The following is a 20,355-nucleotide window of genomic DNA, read 5'->3' as shown; positions in this document are numbered from 1 at the left end:
ATTACTAATGAATCCGCATAGTTCGAGATCTACATCGCTGTTATTTCTGGTTCGTCAGACATGGTCAAATCGCAATCTAATTTTTCAAATGACTAAACGAGAAGTGGTTGGGCGCTATCGCGGGTCAACGATGGGCATACTCTGGTCCTTCATCAACCCTATTTTCATGCTCATGGTTTACACTTTCGTTTTCTCCGTCGTGTTTAAAGCAAGGTGGGGAACTGCCGGGGCAATGAACGAATCGAAGACGGATTTTGCCGTAATATTGTTTGTTGGCCTGATAATCCACGGTCTTTTTGCAGAAACGCTCAGCCGCGCCCCCTCGCTGATTCTCGGCAACGTAAACTATGTCAAGAAGGTGGTGTTTCCCTTAGAGATACTGCCGATCGTCAGTTTCTCAAGCGTGCTGTTTCATAGCTTTATTAGCCTGCTGGTTTTAATTGTTGCCTTCTTTATCTTTAACGGCTTTATTCACTGGACCGTTGTTTTTATTCCTCTGGTGGTGTTGCCGCTGGCGCTATTAACGCTGGGGCTGACCTGGTTCCTGTCATCGCTGGGCGTCTATCTGAGAGACGTAGGCCAGACAATTACCATCATTATGACCGTGATGATGTTTTTATCGCCGGTATTCTACCCTATTGCCTCTCTCCCTGAGAATCTGCGCCCATTAATCATGCTCAATCCGTTAACGTTTATCATTGAACAGGCCAGAGCCGTACTGATATGGGGAAAATTACCTGATTTTTCTGGAATTGGAATCTACACGATTATCTCTTTATTGGTAATGTGGCTGTGCTACGCCTGGTTCCAAAAAACACGAAAAGGTTTTGCTGATGTCCTTTAATGAAAATGCGATAGTAATAGATGGCGTAAGTAAATGTTTTCAGGTTTATGAAAACCCGGTTCGGAGACTGAAGCAGTTCATTGTTCCCAAAGTAGATCGTGCAGTTGGGCGTGAGAGCCGCACTTATCATGAGGATTTCTGGGCTTTGCGTGATGTCTCTTTCGTTTTACCTAAGGGTGAAACGATGGGCATAGTGGGCAGGAATGGTTCAGGTAAATCCACCTTACTTCAGATCATCGCCGGCACCCTCACACCGACATCAGGCAATGTTACGGTCAACGGACGTGTTGCCGCACTGCTTGAGCTTGGTGCAGGTTTTAATAGTGATTTTAGCGGGCTGGAAAACGTTTATCTCAACGCATCCCTGATGGGATTGACGCGCGAGGAAACCGAAGCAAGGCTCGATGATATTCTCTCGTTTGCCGACATCGGCCATTTTATAAACTCCCCAGTACGCTCCTATTCCAGCGGTATGCTTGTTCGTCTTGCGTTTGCGGTGCAGGCGCAGATAGAACCGGAAGTGTTGATTGTCGATGAAGCGCTGGCCGTCGGTGATGCCAAGTTCCAGGCTAAATGTTTCGCCAGATTAAAAAAGCTCAAACAAAATGGCACTTCAATTCTTTTTGTTTCCCATGCAACAGAGCAGATCGTAACGCATTGTGACCGGGCACTGCTTCTGGATGGTGGCATTACGCAGGAGTGCGGCGCGCCAAGGGAAGTGATTAACCGTTATCTTGATATTCTTTTCGGTAAAAAACGTGAGAACGACAACACGCGGGATGAAGTTGACAAGCAGATAGCGTTAGCAGCCAAAGGTGAGAAAGAACGGCTGGATCGTGAAACGGATCTTGAAAGCGTTGAAGCGGGAAAATCAGAAAATCAGCTCAAGCTAAACAGTCGCTTTGATGAGCGGCCGCACTATAACCCTTCAGAATACCGATGGGGTGATAAAGCGGCAGAAATTCTGGACTATTATTTTGAGCAGGATGACGAGGCGTTTCCGGGAATTTTTGAGCCTAAAAAAAACATCAGGTTTCTGTTCAAAGTCGTCTGTCACGACTATATTTTCCGACCTATCTTTGGGTTTGCAGTCAAAACTAAAGAGGGTGTGACTATCTATAACACCAACAGTGAATGGCAGGCAGTTTCTATCGTTGAAGAGGCAAAACCTGATGAGAGCTTTGTTATCTCGGTCACCTTGCCGAACCTCCTGTTTGAAGGTGACTATTTTGTTTCTATTGGTATCGCAAGCAGTAATACCCAAGGCGAAATAATCCCTCATGACCGTCGTTATGACTCAATTCATTTGCCTGTAGGACCTGTGGGTACTTTTACCGGTTTGGCCGATCTAAATGCGAGAATAAAACTTGAAAATGGCTAATTTAGAAAAAATTTTATCAGATGCTGGTTTTCAGAAAAATGAAGAGGCTGCGCTATGGTCACCTTCAGAGATGAAGGATTTTGCCTATAGCGACGGAGATGCCTCTGAAAACTATATCCTGAAGACGATCGGTGAAGTTTCAGACTGCAGCGTTGACTCAGAAGAATTAGAACCTTTCATGGTTGACTGGCCTTCCACTTATCACCTCAGCGCCGTGCGGGCGAATCTGTTACGTCCTTTTCAGAACTGGATGAAAGGCAAGCGAATCCTGGAGATTGGCTGTGGCTGCGGCGCAATCAGCCGATTTTTAGGTGAGAATGCAGCGGAAGTGGTCTCTGTCGAAGGGAGCTACCGGCGAGCCACGATAGCTCGCGCTCGCTGCCGCGATCTGAGTAATGTTACTGTCATTTGCGCGCCCTCAGATACGCTGCCTGATTTAGGTGAGTTTGATGCCGTTCTGCTGATTGGCGTTCTTGAATACGCACGGGTTTTCGTGGGGGAAAATGGCGAGCAACTCCTCCTGCAGGCGTGCAGAAAACGCCTTAAGAGCGATGGAAAACTCTTTGTCGCTATTGAGAATAAATTAGGTATTAAGTATTTCTCAGGCGCGCGCGAAGATCATGTCAACTTACCCATGTATGGCATCAACAACAGTTACGATGAAAAAAGCGTGGTGACGTTTGGTCGTAAAGAACTGCTGAGCGAACTCAATAAGGCAGGTTTCCAGGATACACTGGAATATCTGCCTTTACCAGATTATAAGTTGCCCTGCACGGTGGTAACACCTCTCGGCTGGCAGAATCATTCGAAAGCGCTGAGTCAACTGGCGATGGAAAGCGCCCACAAAGAGAAGCAACTGGTGCCGCAGCATCTCTTCTCAATTGAGCAGGCGATTAAAAATATCTGGAATAATGAGATTGCAGCTGATCTTTCGAGTTCATTTTTGATGGTCGCAAGTTTAATCAAGCAGGATCCTATTCATGAAGATGTGGCTGCCATTTACTACTCAGATGAACGAATTGCAGACAAGAAAAAGAACGTAGAATTTGTCCAGACAGATGAAGGCCTCTCAGTCTCTTCTGGCGGTATCCATGATGATCATTCAAAATATATCGACATGGAAAGATTCATTTACGGGCAATCACTGTGGACCGATCTGTTACGCATTATCAATCGTCCGCACTGGCGAATCGATGAACTAGCCGCCTGGGCAAAAGGCTGGATTGATCAATTACAACTGAAAGCGCAAATCCCATTAGAGACAGACAAAGATCTCTCCCTGCCTGCCTCATATCTGGATGCATTACCATTCAATGTGATTAGAAAAGAAAATGGCGAGTTCGTTTTCTTTGATCAGGAGTGGTCAGCCACAGAAACCATCACGCTGGGCTATATTGCCTACCGTGGCGTTTATCATTCACTGTTACGTGTGACTTCTGCGTCAAACAGCAGAAACTGCAACAGCAATAATCTCGCTGAACTGACAACGGCAGTGCTGAATGCCATGGGCTTTTCATGCACGGGCGCAGACTCACGAAGCTATCTGAAGCAGGAAGCCGCATTCCTGGCGAAAATTCAGCAAAAAGATGCTGAAGATATTTACAAGACGCTTAAAACGTTTTCCCTTTCTGTTCGGGCAGAATACTGGGCCGATCTGGGTGATCTGAACTCATTGATCGGCCATGAAGAGAATCAGAAAGAGCAATTCCAGCTCCGTATTGCCAATCTTGAAGCATCGTTGAAGAGCGAAAGTGAACAGGCTGCACGACTGCAGGAGGAACTGAATCAGATCCATGCGCTTCACGATCAGCAGGGCCAGATGCTGAATAAATATCGTCATGATGTAGAGACGATTCTTAATTCTGCCAGCTGGAAGATATCTGCGCCGCTGCGAGTTGCGGGTCGTCGCGTTCCATTAAAAATCAGACAGCCAGCAAAAAGAATCTTTTTCCGACTCTTCTATCTGGGACAGAGAATCAAAGTTAAATCTGGTAAAGTTATTGCACAGGCGACAGCAAACAACAGCGGTCTGAAAAAGCGTGTTCGGGAAGTCTCCCGCAATGTTTATCTTAAACTGCCAGAGCGGTATAAAGATAAGGCGCTGAAAGTCGCGATGAAAGTGCGTCCTGCATGGTTCAGGCATCATCCTGCCTTTAATCAGGCGTTGTATGAGCAAACCATTTTCAACAACAGCAAAGGCAGTCAGCCGGTATTTCTTTCACATAGTAATAATGGGCATTATGCATTTGCCGATCGTCCGGATGAGTACGTCTATATTCCGCCTAAGAAGCCAAACTATTTTGACGACGTGCTCAATGAATTCGAAGTAAAGCCGCTGTTCTCTATCATCGTGCCTATTTACAACACCCCTCTGGACTTGCTGGAGTTAATGGTCAAGTCAGTTGAGGAGCAATGGTATGGTAATTGGGAACTGGTGCTGGCTAACGACTGCAGTCCTGACGAGCAAACTGCGCCCGCACTGGATGCCCTGAACGATCCGCGAATCAAAGTGATTCACATGGAGAAAAATCAGGGGATTGCAGGCGCAACCAATGTCGCAATCGACAACGCGAGTGGCGATTATATTGTTTTCCTGGATCATGATGATGAATTAACTCAGGACTGCCTGTTCGAATTTGTCAAATGCATCAACGAAGAAGATCCTGATTTTATCTATAGTGACGAAGATAAATTCACCCCGGAAGGCAACTACTCTCAGCCTCATTTCAAACCTGACTGGTCGCCTGATACGATGATGGGTACCATGTATACCTGCCATGCGGCCTGTGTTCGTTTAAGCACGGCCAAGCAGTTGGGTGGGCTGCGTTCTGAGTTCAATGGCTGTCAGGACTGGGACTTCATTCTAAGACTAAGTGAAATAACGCAGAAAATAGCGCATATTCCTAAGATTCTCTATCACTGGCGCATTATTCCTGCTTCAGTTGCCTCTGATATCACCGCTAAACCTTATGTTTTAGCCGCCTCAAAAGCGGTACGCGAAGACGCACTTAAGCGGCGGGGTATTGAAGGAACGGTTGAAGCGTTGCCTGGCTATCATGGCTATTTCCGGGTGAACTATGAGCTTCGTCCAGAAACGCTGATTTCGATCATTATTCCGACACGAGATAATCACGAAGTGCTTGCACGCTGCATTGATTCAATTCGTGCTAAGACAAGCTGGCAGCATTATGAGGTCATTATCATCGATAATGGTTCTCAGAAAAGCGACACGCTGGCTTATCTGGATAAGATCAAGGGTGAAGAGAACATCTCTGTTATCCGACACGATCATCCGTTCAATTTCTCAGAACTGAATAACGTTGGCGTCAGCCATTCGAAGGGAAGTCTGTTACTTTTCCTCAATGATGACACCGAAGTGCTGCAGGAAGACTGGTTGAACAGACTTGGCGGTTATGCACAGCAAAAACACATTGGCGCTGTGGGGGCTAAACTGGTCTATGCCGACGGTCAGACCATTCAGCATACGGGTGTTCTGAATCTTCAGACTGGCCCTGTACACGCCTATATCGGCCAGGATAAAAATCACCCAGGCTACTTCCTGCGCAATCAGATCGAATATAACTGGCTTGCTGTGACCGGAGCCTGTCTGATGGTCGCGCGTGATAAATATGAGTCGATCAATGGGTTTGACGAATCATTCCCTGTCGCTTACAACGATGTCGATATCTGTATGCGCCTGGTTGAAGAAGGCTACTATAACGTTATGTGCCAGGCCGTTACGCTCATCCACCATGAATCTGTGTCGCGTGGACTTGATCACATGGATGCTGAAAAAGTAAGACGTTTGCAAAACGAACTGAGTCGTCTGAACTGTAAACATCCTCAATATTATCAGTACGACCCTTTCTATAACGTAAACTTTGCGTTTAATGGACATAATTTCGAGATCATGAAATGATTAATAGCGATAACACTGTTAACCCTGCTTATACGAAAGAAGAGATGGATCTGATTTCACTTCGTCATTTAGCTAAAGACGCCAGAGTTATCTCCTTTGACTTTTTTGATACGCTTTTTATTCGTCCGTTAGACGAACCTGAAGATGCTTTTGATTTACTGGCAAATAAATTTTCCCTTCCCGACTTCAGGCAGCAGCGCCGCAAGGCGCAAAAAAATGCGTTTGCGCAGATGGTTAAAGAGGGCAGAAAAGAAATTACGCTGCGGAATATCTATAATAACTTTCAGGATAGCCGGGGCGACATTGAAAATATTATGGGTGCAGAGTATCAGCTTGAGCTGGCACTGGTTCAGCCTAATCCTTTCTTTATCGGCTTTTTTAATGATTTGATTCAATCAGGCAAAACCGTTGTTATTACCTCCGATATGTATCTTGAAGAGGAGTTTTTCCGCGCAGCGTTGAAAAAGTATGATATGCCACAGGTGCCGTTATACATTTCTGCCACCCGGAATGCGACGAAACGCGACAGCGGAGAGATTTTCGATTTTCTGCTTGCTGAATGCGAGGTTGAGCCACGCCAGGTGTTACATATTGGCGATAACGAATTAGCTGACGTGATTAAACCACGTGAAAAAAATATCATTGCATGGCACTACCACTCACCCCATCTGGTCAATAAAGGTAAAAAGCAGCCGCTTGCCTCCTCGTTGATTAATGGAATGATGCGTACCCTGCAGCGGGAGAACTTGACTGAAAGCTCTTTCCAGAAATTAGGGTATGAATATCAGGCCCCGGCTACCTGGGGATTCCTGGAATGGATTCGTAAAGAGAGTATTGTAGACAATATTGATAAGCTGCTCTTCGTTTCCCGGGACGGCTACGCGCTTGAAAGACTGGCGTCGCGCTATTTCAAAGAAAAGCTTCCTGACTTTTCCTATTTCATGGGGTCACGCATTGCCTTTAATCTGGCACTGATGGACGAAGAGAACTTCAGTCAGAATCTCGCTTTTCTGATGTCGGGTTCAGACGGCTTATCTCCTGGCGAGTTGCTTGAACGTATTGGTGTCGAACCTCCCGCCGATAATGTGATGTTATCCCTGGGTATTCCACCGGACCTGATTATTGCTGCGGATAATTACGAACTGGTGGAAAAGTTTCTTATCGCGCTGCGAGCGGAAATTCTGAAAGTCTGTCAGCGTAATCGTCGCGGCCTGTTCATTTACCTCAACTCTCTCGGCATCAAAGAGGGCGATACCCTTGCAATGGTTGATGTAGGCTGGAGCGGAACGACCCAGGAAGCGTTTATTCACACGGTTAAAAAGTTTATGAACGTTAACGTCATTGGATATTACTTCTGTATTGCTAATACCTTTGAAAGAAAGCGTCGTACTCCGCATCAGGTCATGAAAGCGTTTATCGACAACGACTCCACAAGCCCGGCTTTGGTTGACAAAATCTATGAGAATCGCGTTGCTATAGAGCTGTTTTTCTCCGCGCCACATAACACCGTGATTGGCTACAAACCGACTAAAAACGGCGTTTGTCCGGTAACCGATCCTGGCCGTACTAAGTCAAAAGATCACAATGCGATCAATGCGCAACTCACCGAGGGCGTAGACAGATTCTGTGAGGATTTTCTGGCGATGGTTGCAAGATTGCAGGTGAATCTTACGCCTATGCAATTAGCTGAACCGTTGATCTCTCTGACGACAAAAGATGACTGGCGTAGACATCATCTTTTTATGCAGATTGAAAATTTTGACTCCTGGGGCAGTACACGCAATAAGGTTGTCAAGTTTCAGGACTACTTCAAGAACACGCCGCAATGTTAATGAAACATCATAAAGGACACGTTGCTATCCTGATGGGCACCTACAACGGTGCCACTTTTATAGAGAAGCAACTGCAGTCTATAAAAGATCAGGAGTGGCAAAACTGGTCTTTGTGGGTTTCTGATGATGGCTCAAAAGATAAGACCTGCTCTATGATTGAGCAGGTTTTTGAGGGTAGCCAGAATCAATGCACGTTGCTTGCCGGGCCGGCGAAAGGATTTTGTGAAAACTTTAAGTCACTGATTGGTAACCTGGATATTGAGGCGGACTATTTTGCTTTTGCCGATCAGGATGATATCTGGCATCCCGCGAAGCTTGCGCGCGCTGTCGAATATCTTCAATCTTTGCCTGAAGAGGCTCCTGCTATGTACTGCTCGCGAACTCAGTTAATCGACGAGCAGGATCATGCTTTAGGGTTCTCGCCACTCAATGCCAAAAGACCTGGGTTTGCTAACGCTTTGCTGCAAAACATCGCAAGCGGAAACACCATGGTTTTTAATGCTGCCGCTCGTCAGCTTTTTCTGAAGATAATCGATTTGCCGTTGGTGGCACACGACTGGGCACTCTATCTAATCGTCAGCGCATCTGGTGGAAATGTCTTTTACGATTCGACGCCATCGGTACTCTACAGGCAGCACAATGCTAATGTAATCGGAAATGGCATGAAGCTGTCGCAGCGATTGAGCAACTTCGTAGATGCACATCAGGGACGTAACCGGCACTGGAATGATGTGAATTTCAGCCTTTTGAATCGGCTCAGAGAGGAGATGACGTCTGAAAACCAGCGTAGATTTGATGCTTTTCGCCAAGTCCGGAACAGTGGATTACTTGCACGTTTGAAGTTTTTTCACGATTCAGGGGTTTATCATCAGAACCGTCTGGGCCAGATGACTAATTTTTCGTACGCCCTATTTAACAAGTTCTAATTTTGGTAATCTTGTGAATATAATCGCATCGCTTGTACTATATCGTCATGCCTATGAGGATATTTCACGTACTCTGGATTCATTGCTGGCCGAACAAAGCATCGATAAAGTCTGTATTGTCGATAACGGCAATCACTGTGACTGGCTCAGGAGTTATTTGCACCCTAAGGTTTCCGTGTTATCTCTGGCTGAAAATAAAGGTTTTGGTGCAGGGCATAATAGAGTTTTTCAGGAGTATAAAGATAAATGTGAATACATTTTAATTTGTAATCCTGATATCAGCTTTAGCTGTGGAGAAGTGGATGCGCTTTTTCACTTCTCTAAAGAGCACAATCTCTCGCTGACCATACCTAAAGTCATCTATCCTGATGGAAGCCTGCAGCATAGTTGTAAGTTACTCCCTACGCCCTATCAGTTATTCATGAGACGATTTTTCTCGCCCTATATGAAAATTTCGAATCATGATTATGAACTGCATCATGCCGATTATGACCGTCCCTTTTATGCACCATCGCTTTCAGGTTGCTTTATGCTGATCAGTCAGCAGGCACTGAATCAGATTAAGGGCTTTGATGAACGGTTTTTCCTCTATATGGAAGATGTCGATTTATCCAGACGAGTTTCATCTGCAGGACTGAGCATCCAGTATTGTCCTCAGGCTACGGTCGTACATGAATCGCAACGCCGATCCTATCAGGACGCTAAATTTCTCATCTACCACATAGTCTCTGCTGTCCGTTATTTCAACAAGTGGGGATGGTTTATTGATTGTGAGAGAAAAAGGTTTAACACCAAATGCCTTTCTCAATTTAACTGTAAAAAATCGTAATAAGAAAGGTTTAAGATTTTACGTATTGTCATCTTTCTATTGTTAAGCAGTGCTTTACCTGAACACTGCTCAGGTGTTACGGATAACATTCTTTAAAAAAATGTTGTATGGTAACGGCTAAGTTATAATTTTCTGAGTTCATAAGTGGGATAGAGCTGAAGGGCTCTGTGTATATCGATCAGGAGTAAAAAATGTCCAAGCAACAGATCGGCGTTGTAGGTATGGCAGTGATGGGCCGCAATCTGGCTCTTAACATTGAGAGCCGCGGTTACACTGTTTCTATCTTCAACCGTTCACGCGAAAAGACTGATGAAGTTATCGCTGAGAATCAGGGCAAGAAGCTTGCTCCTTTTTACACCGTTGAAGAGTTTGTCGACTCGCTGGAAAAACCACGTCGCATTCTGCTGATGGTGCAGGCGGGTGAAGCGACCGATAAGACTATCGCCTCGCTGACGCCTCATCTGGATAAAGGCGACATCCTGATTGATGGCGGTAATACCTTCTACAAAGATACCATCCGTCGTAACAAAGAGCTGTCCGACCAGGGCTTCAACTTCATCGGTACCGGTGTGTCCGGCGGTGAAGAGGGCGCGCTGAAAGGTCCATCCATCATGCCGGGCGGTCAGAAAGAAGCTTACGAGCTGGTTGCACCAATCCTGGATAAGATTGCAGCACGTGCCGAAGATGGCGAAGCTTGTGTGGCTTACGTTGGTCCGGATGGTGCGGGTCACTATGTGAAGATGGTTCACAACGGCATTGAATACGGCGACATGCAGCTGATTGCGGAGGCCTATGCACTGCTGAAAGGCGCGCTGGGTCTGAACAACGAAGAGCTGGCTGAAACCTTCACCGAGTGGAATAACGGCGAACTGAGCAGCTATCTGATCGACATCACCAAAGATATCTTCACCAAAAAAGATGAAGAGGGTAAATACCTGGTTGATGTGATTCTGGACGAAGCGGCGAACAAAGGCACCGGTAAATGGACGAGCCAGAGTTCTCTGGACCTCGGCGAGCCACTGTCACTGATCACTGAGTCAGTCTTCGCCCGCTACCTCTCTTCACTGAAATCGCAGCGCGTAGCGGCCTCTAAAGTGCTGAGCGGTCCTCAGGCACAGGCCTTTACCGGTGACAAAGCGGAGTTTATCGAGAAAGTGCGCCGTGCGCTTTATCTGGGTAAAATTGTCTCTTATGCGCAGGGCTTCTCACAGCTGCGTGCCGCATCAGAAGAGAACAACTGGGATCTGCACTACGGTGAAATCGCGAAGATTTTCCGCGCGGGCTGCATCATCCGTGCCCAGTTCCTGCAGAAGATCACGGATGCTTACGCAGAAGATGCGGGCATCGCAAACCTGCTGCTGGCGCCGTACTTCAAAGATATCGCCGATCAGTATCAGCAGGCGCTGCGTGACGTGGTTTCTTACGCGATTCAAAACGGTATCCCGACACCAACCTTCTCTGCCGCGATTGCTTACTACGACAGCTATCGTTCAGAAGTCCTGCCTGCCAACCTGATTCAGGCGCAGCGTGACTACTTCGGTGCGCATACCTACAAACGCATTGATAAAGACGGTGTGTTCCACACCGAGTGGTTAGATTAATCACTAAAAAGGGCTTCCTTCGGGAAGCCCTTTTTTTATCATACCAGCAAATCCCCGCTCCGGATTTCCTGTTCGCCTGCCAGCCTGACGACCAGCATTCCTGCTGTTGCAAACCTTACCCAGTGCCTTGCATAGAGAATACCGCCATATTCGGCGACCAGCGGCGTAATGTGATCGGTAACGGGATCGATAATCTCGGCCACCACCTCGCCGGGTCGAATCTGCGCACCCAGCGGCTTACGGTGCAGAATCAGACCTGACACAGGTGAGTGGATATATTCACAGGCCGCTAACGGCGTCGGCGGATTTTTCAGGGCAGGGGAGGAAGCCGCTGCACCTTCGCTGTGTCGCTCCTTAATTACGCCCGTTTCACCCGGTGCTTCCGCCGTCTCAGGCACGGTCAGGCCAATCGGGCTGTCATTAATCGCAACTACATCATCGCCCGCCGCATTTGCCGGTACCAGCTCATCCCCGCCAATCACCGGGGCAGCCACCTCTACTGAAATGGCCGGCTCGCTCCAGGCGATGTAGCCGCCTTCCTGCAGGGCTGAAATAATCGCATCCGCATCCTTCTCCGCCTGTTCAGGTGAAACATCACGCACGCCACGCAACTCCAGCGTTACCGGCAGAAGACCGCGCGGCATCGGATAAGCATCGCCAAAGCGTTCCGCCAGCGTCAGCCAGGGCTCGCAGCAGGCTTCATCAAAAGGCTCTCCGCCCGAGATCTGCGCCAGCAGTTGTACTTCACTGCCCAGCCAGCGCGCCAGCGGCTCAATATCCGGCCAGGCATGCGGCGTAGTGTAAAGATGCGGCACGGCTTCCCAGTCACAGTGCAGATCAATCATCAGATCGGCCTGACTGGCCATCCGCATCAGCGTATAACGCTGCGCATCCAGTTCAGTTTTTGGCACCGTGTCGCGATAATGGCGATCGATCGCCTCACGAATCAGGCTTCGGTTCTGTGACTCGCTTTGCGTCAGGCTGTCGGCCAGACCAGCCGCCAGCGTTGCCCCCAGAGAGGGAAAACGGCGGTTAAAGTCCTGACCAGATAGCGTATGGTATCGGCCGAGATGGGTGCCATGCCAGTGCTGTCCCAGCGCCAGAGGATTGGCAACCGGAACGAGTGTGAATGCGGCTTTGAGGTGTCCGGCAGATTCCAGCGCCTGTAGGCGCTGCTTTAAAAACCAGGCCACCGCCATGCCGGGCAGCTCATCGCCATGTAATGCAGCCTGGATATAAACCTGACGCTCGTGGTGCTGAGCAAAATGGAAACTGATGATTTCACGCTGGGTGCCTAACGAGGCGCTTAACAGTGGATGATGTTGTTGATGCATACCGTGTTAATGTCCTTTAATCGGCAAAGGACGACAGCGCGCCGTCCCGAAAAAGTATCAGTATAGTGTTGGATTGCGGTCAGGACGAACGGGGTCGACCGGGCCTTACTGCTGGATAGAAATATCCGTGGCGAAGTAGCGTTTCTGAATCTGATCAAAGGTGCCGTTCTTTTTGATCTCAGCAAAGGCGTTATCCAGCGCAGTTTTCAGTTCGCTGTCGCCTTTGCGCAGACCAATGGCGGTGCCGGGGCCGATAATCGGATCCTGAATAATCGGACCGGCCAGCTCAAAATCTTTGCCTTGCGGATGCTTCAGGAAGCCAATGGCCGCCTGCGCCGCATCGGTAAAGACGGCATCCAGCCTGCCGGAGACCAGATCGCTTTCCACCTGCGCCTGATCGCCATAGGGCACCACGGTCACGCCGTAAGGCTGCCACTTCGCCAGCGCGTAGCGCTCCTGCACCGTTCCCTGTTCCACGCCGACGGTTTTGCCTTTCAGAGAATCAACCGTAGGCAGGATGTTGGCGCCTTTACGCGCGATCAGCTGGGTGTGGGTATCATAGAGGGGGACGGTAAAATCGATCTGCTTCAGGCGCTCCTCGGTAATGCCCATATCGGAGAGGATGGCATCAAACTTGCGCGCTTTCAGCGCCGGGATCATGCCGTCAAACTGGCTTTCAACCCAGACACACTTCGCCTGCATCTGCGCACAGAGCGCATTGCCCAGGTCGATATCAAAGCCGACCAGTTTGCCCTGCGGCGTCTTCGATTCAAACGGCGGATAGGTCGGGTCGACCGCGAAACGGATCTGGTCGATTTTCGCCTGGGCGCTGAACGCGCAGCCTGCCATGACCGCTACAGCCAGCGTCTGACGCAGGCGTTGAGTGAAAATGTTCATGATTTTGCTCTTATTCTGTCGTGATGAGTGTCTGTGCAGAGTATCGCCGGGCTGCCAGGATGGCAATTACTGTGTGATCTGTACCACTTCTGCTGCGCACAGCGCCCGGTAATCGTCGGTGTTCAGGATCACTGAACATTCCAGCAGACCGGCGTTAAAAGCAATTTCCGGATAGCGTTCAAACAGCGCGGGGTCAGCGATCACTCTGAGGTCGGGATGGAAACTAAAGGGCGGAATCGCCCCAAAGACGCAGCCGGTCAGCTGGGTGGTTTCCGCCGGGCTGGCGAGGGAGGCGCGGCGTCCTCCCGCCGCGGCGGCGACTTTGCCGAGATCGGCCTGCCGGTCGGCGGGTAACACTGCCAGCACATGCTGTTTCACGCCGTTGCCTTTCACATGGCAGACCAGCGCTTTCGCACCCTGGCCGATTTCGGTGCCGCGTATCGCCGCGACCGCTTCACATTTTCCGGTGGCCTCATGCGCCATCAGGCGATAGCGGGCCTGATGCCGGTCGAGCAGGGCAATTAATTTTTCATGGGTGGTCATTATCTTCTCCCAGGAAGATGAGCAGTGTTCATGGACGGGGAGTGGTGCAGGGTGTGAGAAGAATTCTGCTCAGAATCCGCATAAAAACGACATTCTGAGCAGTATGGTGCACATTTACTGATGGCGGGCGCGCAGGTTATTGATGACGGCGCTGAAGTCGAGATCCTGATCCTGTAGCAGCACCATCAGGTGATAGACCAGATCGGAGGCTTCATCAGTCAGCTCGTGGCGATCGTTGACGGTTGCCGCCAATGCGGTTTCAACGCCTTCTTCCCCCACTTTCTGAGCAATGCGCTTGGTGCCGCTGGCGTAGAGCCGCGCGGTATAGGAGCTCTCCGGATCGGCCGTTTTACGCGAGGCCAGCAACTGCTCCAGCTGATAGAGGAAGGTCCACTCTGGCGCAGCGGGCGAGAAGCAGCTGGTGGTGCCGAGATGGCAGGTCGGGCCAATCGGGTTCGCCAGCACCAGCAGGGTGTCGTTATCACAGTCAGGCGTGATGCTCACGACATGCAGAAAGTGACCTGAGGTTTCGCCCTTGGTCCATAAACGGTTTTTAGTGCGGGAGAAAAAGGTGACATTGCCTTCAGCCAGGGTTTTTTCCAGCGCTGCCGGGTTCATGTAGCCATGCATCAGCACTTCGCCGGAGACGTTATGCTGCACTATGACCGGCATCATGCCTTCTGTTTTTTTCCAGTCGAGAAGGGCCAGTTGTTGTTCGGTTAGCACGCGCGAATCTCCACTCCGTTGTCGATCAGAAAGCTCTTCAGCTCACCAATATTAATAATCTGTTTATGGAACACTGACGCGGCTAACGCGCCATCCACGTTTGCTTCAGTAAAGGCGTCGAGGAAGTGCTGCATCGTGCCTGCGCCACCCGAGGCAATCAGGGGCACCTTGCAGACGTCACGCATCTTCTTCAGCTGCACCAGGTCATAGCCGTTACGCACACCATCCTGATTCATCATGTTCAGTACGATCTCACCTGCACCCAGCTTCTGCACTTCCTGCACCCACTCCAGCGTTTCCCACTGGGTGACGCGGGTACGCGCTTCGTCACCGGTATACTGATTGACCTGATATTTGCCGCTGGCAACATCGAACCAGGTATCGATCCCGACCACGATACACTGCACACCAAAGCGATCGGCGAGCCGGGTAATCAGCGAGGGATCTGCCAGCGCCGGAGAGTTAATCGAAATCTTATCCGCGCCAAACTCAAGAATACGCGCCGCGTCTTCCGGCGTTTTAATGCCGCCCGCTACGCAAAAAGGGATATCGATCACTTCGGCGACCCGCGATACCCAGCTCTTATCAACGACCCGACCATCAGACGAGGCGGTGATGTCATAAAAGACCAGCTCGTCGGCACCTTCGGCGGCATAGCGCTGCGCCAGGGGGACGATGTCACCGATGATCTCGTGATTGCGGAACTGTACGCCTTTGACCACCTGACCGTCACGAACGTCGAGACAGGGGATTATCCGTTTTGCCAGCATGCGATCGCCTCCGAAACCGTAAATTTATCTTCCAGCAGCGCGCGTCCGACAATCACGCCCTGTACACCACAGCCGCGCAGGGCGGCAATATCGTTGAGGTCGCCAATGCCGCCCGATGACTGGAAAGCAACTGCAGGGAAGCGCGCCGTCACTTCCTGATAGAGCGCCACGTTGGAACCGCTCAGGGTACCGTCGCGGGAAATATCTGTGCAGAGCACATGCTTCAGGCCCACCTGCTGGAAATCGGTAATCACTTCTTCCAGCGTGACGCCCGCCGCTTCCTGCCAGCCACTGATCGCCACCTCTTTACGGTTGCTGGCGTCAATACGCACATCCAGCGCCAGCACAATCGCCTCGGCACCAAACTCTGCAAACCAGCGTTTAACCTCGTCAGGCTGTTTTACAGCGGTGGAACCCACCACCACACGACTCGCACCGGCCGCTAACAGAGCCTGAACATCATCACGGCTTCGGATGCCGCCACCGACCTGCACCGTCACATCGACGCCGTCCAGCAGTGTTTTCAGCAGCGCAATCTGACGTTTTGCCGGATCTTTCGCGCCGGTCAAATCCACCAGGTGCAGCACGGTCGCGCCCTGGCTTACGTAATCCTGCAGACGCGGCAGCGGATCGCTGCCGTAGTCGCGCTGCTGGCCATAGTCGCCCTGATGCAGACGCACCACTTTGCCATCAATTAAATCTAACGCGGGGATAATCATTACATCTCCAGGAAGTTTTTCAGCAGCTGCGCACCGGCTTTACCCGAGCGTTCCGGGTGGAACTGGACGCCAAAGAAGTTATCTTTCTGTACCGCGGCGGTGAAGGCTTCACCGTAGTGACACTGCGCGATGGTGCTGGCGTTGACTGGCATGGCATAGCTGTGAACAAAATAGAAATAGCTGCCTTCGTCGATGCCACGGAACAGATGATTGCCCGCCTGAGCGGTGATCTGGTTCCAGCCCATGTGCGGCAGGGGCAGGCCGTGTGTCTCCATCAGCGAAACCGGCTCATCAATAATGCCCAGCGTCGGCACGCCACCATTCTCGTCGCTGCCGCGTCCCAGCAGCTGCATCCCCAGACAGATCCCCAGCACGGGCTGAGTACAGGCTTTGACCAGATCGATCAGGTCACGCGCCTGCAGCTGATTCATTGCCGCCTGCGCGGTGCCCACGCCGGGCAGGAAGAGTTTGTCGGCGCGCAGCACCACATCGGAATCGCGACTCACTTCCGGGGTGTAGCCCAGACGTTCGATCGCCCATTTCACCGACGAGAGGTTGGCGCAACCGGTATCCATGATCACCACGTTCATCACAGCACTCCTTTCGAGCTCGGCAGGGTATTCCCCTCAACGCGGATCGCCTGACGCAGCGTACGGCCAAAGGCTTTAAACAGGCTCTCGACACGGTGATGGTCGTTTTTGCCTTTGGTTTTCAGGTGCAGGGTGCTCATCATGGCGTAGGAGAGTGAGCTGAAGAAGTGCTCGACCATCTCGGTGCTGAGATCGCCGACGCGCTGATAGTTGAACTCAGCTTTAAATTCGATGTGCGGACGACCGGAGATGTCCAGCGCGCAGCGGGCCAGACATTCATCCATCGGCAGCACAAAGCCAAAGCGGCCGATACCGCGTTTGTCACCGAGCGCCTTCAGCAGCGCTTCGCCGAGGGCCAGACCGGTATCTTCCACCGTGTGGTGATCGTCGATGTAGAGATCGCCTTTGACGTCGATGTGCATGCGGAATCCGCCGTGAACGGCGATCTGGTCCAGCATGTGGTCGAAGAAACCGACGCCGGTATTAATTTTGCTGCCGCCTTCGCGGTCCAGCCAGAGTTCGACACGGACCTGCGTCTCTTTGGTGTCGCGCTGCACCAGCGCATGACGGTCACGCTGGGTCAGACGCTGCTGAATGCTCTGCCAGCACTGGCCGTCAGCACCGTAATGGATGGCCTGAATGCCCATGTTCTTTGCCAGCTCAACATCGGTCAGGCGGTCGCCGATGACGTAGCTGTTGCGGGTGTCCAGTGCGTCCTCAGCCAGCCAGGCCTCCACCATCCTGGTTTTCGGCTTGCGGCAGTCGCAGTGATCTTCTGGCAGATGCGGGCAGATTAGTACATCGTCAAAAGCGATACCCTGCGAGGTCAGAATCTGCATCATCAGATTGTGCGGGCCATCGAAATCGGCCTGCGGGAATCGGGAGGTGCCAAGCCCATCCTGGTTGGTGATCATCACCAGGCGATAACCGGCGGCCTGCAGCGCCAGCAGCGCCGGGATAACGTCTGGCTCAAATGCCAGTTTATCCATACGGTCCACCTGAAAATCTTCAGGTGGCTCAGAGATTAACGTACCGTCGCGGTCGATAAAAAGAGTCTTCTGGCTCATGCTTGCTCCACAGAAAAGGCTTGCAGCGCGGCGATCACTCGCCCGCACTCTTCACGCGTGCCGATGGAGATGCGCAGGCATCCCGACAGGCCCGGATTTTTGTTCTGATCACGCAGGATAATGCCCTGATCCCACAAGGTTTTGAAGACTTTTGGTGAATCCGTAAAACGTGCCAGCACATAGTTGGTTTCACTGGGGAAAACCTGCTCGACGCACTTCAGCTGCGCCAGTTCAGCCAGCAGCCAGCCGCGGTTGTCATTCAGCTGGGCCACATGCTCACGCATCAGGGCGATGCCCTGTTCGCTCAGGGCCTGACCCGCCACATCAGCTACCGGTGTCGCCAGCGGATAGGGCGCGATCACCTTCATCAGCAGGTCGATTACCGGCTTGTTGGCCAGCGCAAAGCCGCAGCGCAGGCCTGCCAGCGCAAAGGCTTTGGAGAGCGTGCGCAGGATCACCAGGTGCGGATACTCTTTCAGCCAGCCGGTCAGCGTTGCCTGCGGACAGAATTCGATATAAGCCTCATCTGCGACCACCAGGGCTTTACCCGCGGTCATCGCCAGCAACTGACGGATGTCATCAGGATTAATCAGGTTGCCGGTCGGGTTGTTCGGGCTGCAGAGGTAAACCACCTTGACCCCTTCCAGCTGCTCCGCAATAGCGGGCAGATTCAGCTGCCAGTCGCTGAGCGCCGCAACGGTGCGGTATTCGATGCCGATAGTTTCGGCACTGACGCTGTACATACCATAGGTCGGCGGGCAGAACAGAATCGCGTCCTGACGCGGCTCGCAGAAGGCGCGCATGATCAGTTCGATCGCTTCATCCGCGCCGCGGCTGACCAGCACCTGCTCCGGCGTTAAGCCTGCATAGGCGGCGTAACGTTCAATCACCACCTTAGGCTGGCACTCCGGATAACGGTTCAGCGTCTGCTGCGACAGCTCAAACGGCACCGGCAGCGGAAACTCGTTGGCATTCAGCCATACGTCGCCGTTTCCCCCAAGGCGGCGTGCCGACATATAGGGGGTCAGGGCGCGCACATTGGCGCGTGCCAGTTGCTCAATATCCTGACTCATGCTTGCTCCTTGAGTGCGGCAACGCGCAGGGTAACGGCATTTTTATGGGCATCCAGCTGCTCGGCGGCGGCCAGGGTTTCAATGGTAGCGGCCAGGTTCAGGAAGCCCTGCGGAGTCAGTTCCTGCACCGTCATACGCTTCTGGAAATCGGCCAGCCCGAGGCTGGAACAGGTCGAAGTGTAACCGTAGGTCGGTAAGACGTGGTTGGTGCCGGATGCGTAGTCGCCTGCGGATTCCGGTGACCAGTCGCCCAGAAATACCGAACCGGCGCTGGTGATCGCCTCCACCAGATCGCGCGGCTGACGGGTCTGCAGAATCAGATGCTCCGGGCCGTAGAGATTGGAGATCTCAACACACTGAGCAAGATCACGGGCCACGATCAGGCGGCTGCTCTCCAGCGCCTGACGTGCAGTGCTGGCGCGTGACAGCTGAGCCAGCTGCTGTTCAACCGCGTCCGCAACGGCTTCAGCCATTGCGAGAGACGGCGTCAGCAGAATGACCTGCGAGTCCGGCCCGTGCTCGGCCTGCGAGAGTAAATCGGAGGCAACAAACGCGGGCGTCGCGCCGTCGTCCGCAATCACCAGCACTTCGGACGGTCCGGCTGGCATATCGATCGCTGCCCCATCCAGACGCTGACTGACCTGGCGTTTGGCCTCTGTCACCCAGGCATTGCCCGGGCCAAAAATTTTGTCCACACGCGGCACGGTTTCTGTGCCAAACGCCAGCGCAGCGATAGCCTGTGCGCCGCCCACCTGGAACACCTCTTCAACACCGCAGAGCTGCGCGGCATAAAGAATTTCATCCGCAATCGGCGGCGGCGAACAGAGCACGACGCGGCTGCAGCCAGCAATGCGCGCAGGGGTAGCCAGCATCAGCACGGTTGAGAAGAGGGGAGCGGAGCCACCCGGAATATAGAGGCCGACCGATTTTACCGGGCGGGTAACCTGCTGGCAGCGGACGCCAGGCTGCGTTTCTACATCCACCGGCGACAGAATCTGTGCGTTATGGAACGTTTCAATATTCCCTACGGCCACGGCCATCGCCTGCTTCAGCTCATCGCTCAGACGGGCGCTGGCTTCTGCAATCTGCTGCGGAGTGACGCGCAGATTCTCCACCTGGGCTTTATCAAAACGGGCGCTGAATTCGCGCAGGGCCGCGTCACCGTTCTGCTTTACCTGCTCCAGCACATTACGCACCGTCAGCGTGACATTCTCTGACGCGGCAATAGCCGGACGTAACAGCAGCGCCTGCTGCTGTTCGGCAGTGCACGCCTGCCACTCGATAGGGGTAGAAAAGGCCATGGC

General features: G+C 51.8%; 17 protein-coding genes. 7 read left to right on the top strand and 10 right to left on the bottom strand.

What is annotated here, in order from left to right; translation table 11 throughout:
• The first annotated feature begins 7 nt into the window (after positions 1-7).
• From ACLHDD_RS08980 to gndA, 7 genes are all read left to right on the top strand, one after another.
• On the top strand, positions 8-844 hold the full coding sequence (locus tag ACLHDD_RS08980; RefSeq protein ID WP_427103832.1) for an ABC transporter permease: 837 nt from the start codon (positions 8-10) through the stop codon (positions 842-844).
• On the top strand, positions 834-2,225 hold the full coding sequence (locus tag ACLHDD_RS08975) for an ABC transporter ATP-binding protein (RefSeq protein WP_427103831.1): 1,392 nt from the start codon (positions 834-836) through the stop codon (positions 2,223-2,225). Before ACLHDD_RS08980 ends, ACLHDD_RS08975 begins: the two co-directional genes overlap by 11 nt.
• On the top strand, positions 2,218-6,144 hold the full coding sequence (locus tag ACLHDD_RS08970) for a glycosyltransferase (RefSeq protein ID WP_427103830.1): 3,927 nt from the start codon (positions 2,218-2,220) through the stop codon (positions 6,142-6,144). Before ACLHDD_RS08975 ends, ACLHDD_RS08970 begins: the two co-directional genes overlap by 8 nt.
• Positions 6,141-7,976 (top strand): HAD family hydrolase, encoded by a 1,836-nt coding sequence (locus ACLHDD_RS08965; protein ID WP_427103829.1) that lies wholly within the window; start codon positions 6,141-6,143, stop codon positions 7,974-7,976. Before ACLHDD_RS08970 ends, ACLHDD_RS08965 begins: the two co-directional genes overlap by 4 nt.
• A complete protein-coding gene (locus ACLHDD_RS08960; RefSeq protein ID WP_427103828.1) occupies positions 7,970-8,902 on the top strand; it encodes a glycosyltransferase family 2 protein in 933 nt (310 codons plus the stop codon). The genes ACLHDD_RS08965 and ACLHDD_RS08960 overlap by 7 nt, the downstream gene beginning before the upstream one ends.
• A gap of 13 nt (positions 8,903-8,915) precedes the next feature.
• Positions 8,916-9,731 carry a glycosyltransferase gene (locus tag ACLHDD_RS08955; RefSeq protein ID WP_427103827.1) on the top strand — a complete coding sequence of 272 codons (816 nt, stop codon included), beginning with the start codon at positions 8,916-8,918 and terminating at the stop codon, positions 9,729-9,731.
• 191 nt (positions 9,732-9,922) lie between these two features.
• Complete coding sequence (gndA, locus tag ACLHDD_RS08950) at positions 9,923-11,332, top strand: NADP-dependent phosphogluconate dehydrogenase (RefSeq protein ID WP_427103826.1); 1,410 nt, start codon at positions 9,923-9,925, stop codon at positions 11,330-11,332.
• A gap of 38 nt (positions 11,333-11,370) precedes the next feature.
• On the opposite strand, the gene ACLHDD_RS08945 is transcribed toward gndA, so the two are convergent.
• From ACLHDD_RS08945 to hisD, 10 genes are all read right to left on the bottom strand, one after another.
• A complete protein-coding gene (locus ACLHDD_RS08945; RefSeq protein ID WP_427103825.1) occupies positions 11,371-12,666 on the bottom strand; it encodes a succinylglutamate desuccinylase/aspartoacylase family protein in 1,296 nt (431 codons plus the stop codon).
• Between the two features lie 105 nt (positions 12,667-12,771).
• A complete protein-coding gene (locus tag ACLHDD_RS08940) occupies positions 12,772-13,563 on the bottom strand; it encodes an ABC transporter substrate-binding protein (RefSeq protein WP_427103824.1) in 792 nt (263 codons plus the stop codon).
• A gap of 66 nt (positions 13,564-13,629) precedes the next feature.
• Entirely contained in the window at positions 13,630-14,106 is a 477-nt protein-coding gene (locus ACLHDD_RS08935; protein ID WP_427103823.1) for a YbaK/EbsC family protein, read from the bottom strand.
• A gap of 114 nt (positions 14,107-14,220) precedes the next feature.
• Complete coding sequence (hisIE, locus tag ACLHDD_RS08930; protein WP_427103822.1) at positions 14,221-14,832, bottom strand: bifunctional phosphoribosyl-AMP cyclohydrolase/phosphoribosyl-ATP diphosphatase HisIE; 612 nt, start codon at positions 14,830-14,832, stop codon at positions 14,221-14,223.
• Positions 14,826-15,602, bottom strand: coding sequence for an imidazole glycerol phosphate synthase subunit HisF (gene hisF / locus ACLHDD_RS08925; protein ID WP_427103821.1), 777 nt, complete (start codon positions 15,600-15,602; stop codon positions 14,826-14,828). Before hisF ends, hisIE begins: the two co-directional genes overlap by 7 nt.
• Complete coding sequence (gene hisA / locus ACLHDD_RS08920; protein WP_427103820.1) at positions 15,584-16,321, bottom strand: 1-(5-phosphoribosyl)-5-[(5-phosphoribosylamino)methylideneamino]imidazole-4-carboxamide isomerase; 738 nt, start codon at positions 16,319-16,321, stop codon at positions 15,584-15,586. The genes hisF and hisA overlap by 19 nt, the downstream gene beginning before the upstream one ends.
• Positions 16,321-16,911: an imidazole glycerol phosphate synthase subunit HisH gene (hisH, locus tag ACLHDD_RS08915; protein ID WP_427103819.1), complete on the bottom strand. Its 591-nt coding sequence runs from the start codon at positions 16,909-16,911 to the stop codon at positions 16,321-16,323. The genes hisA and hisH overlap by 1 nt, the downstream gene beginning before the upstream one ends.
• Entirely contained in the window at positions 16,911-17,978 is a 1,068-nt protein-coding gene (hisB, locus tag ACLHDD_RS08910; RefSeq protein ID WP_427103818.1) for a bifunctional histidinol-phosphatase/imidazoleglycerol-phosphate dehydratase HisB, read from the bottom strand. Before hisB ends, hisH begins: the two co-directional genes overlap by 1 nt.
• The gene (gene hisC, locus ACLHDD_RS08905) at positions 17,975-19,051 is read right to left on the bottom strand and encodes a histidinol-phosphate transaminase (RefSeq protein WP_427103817.1); all 1,077 of its coding nucleotides are present in this window, start codon (positions 19,049-19,051) and stop codon (positions 17,975-17,977) included. The genes hisB and hisC overlap by 4 nt, the downstream gene beginning before the upstream one ends.
• Positions 19,048-20,352, bottom strand: a complete 1,305-nt coding sequence (gene hisD / locus ACLHDD_RS08900; protein ID WP_427103816.1) for a histidinol dehydrogenase — start codon at positions 20,350-20,352, stop codon at positions 19,048-19,050. The genes hisC and hisD overlap by 4 nt, the downstream gene beginning before the upstream one ends.
• Between the last annotated feature and the right edge of the window lie 3 nt (positions 20,353-20,355).

The sequence above is a fragment of the Pantoea sp. NSTU24 genome (genome assembly GCF_050157905.1).
Lineage (GTDB): Bacteria > Pseudomonadota > Gammaproteobacteria > Enterobacterales > Enterobacteriaceae > Pantoea.
The sequence above is the reverse complement of the archived record's forward strand: the minus strand, read 5'-3'. Positions and strand labels throughout refer to the sequence as shown.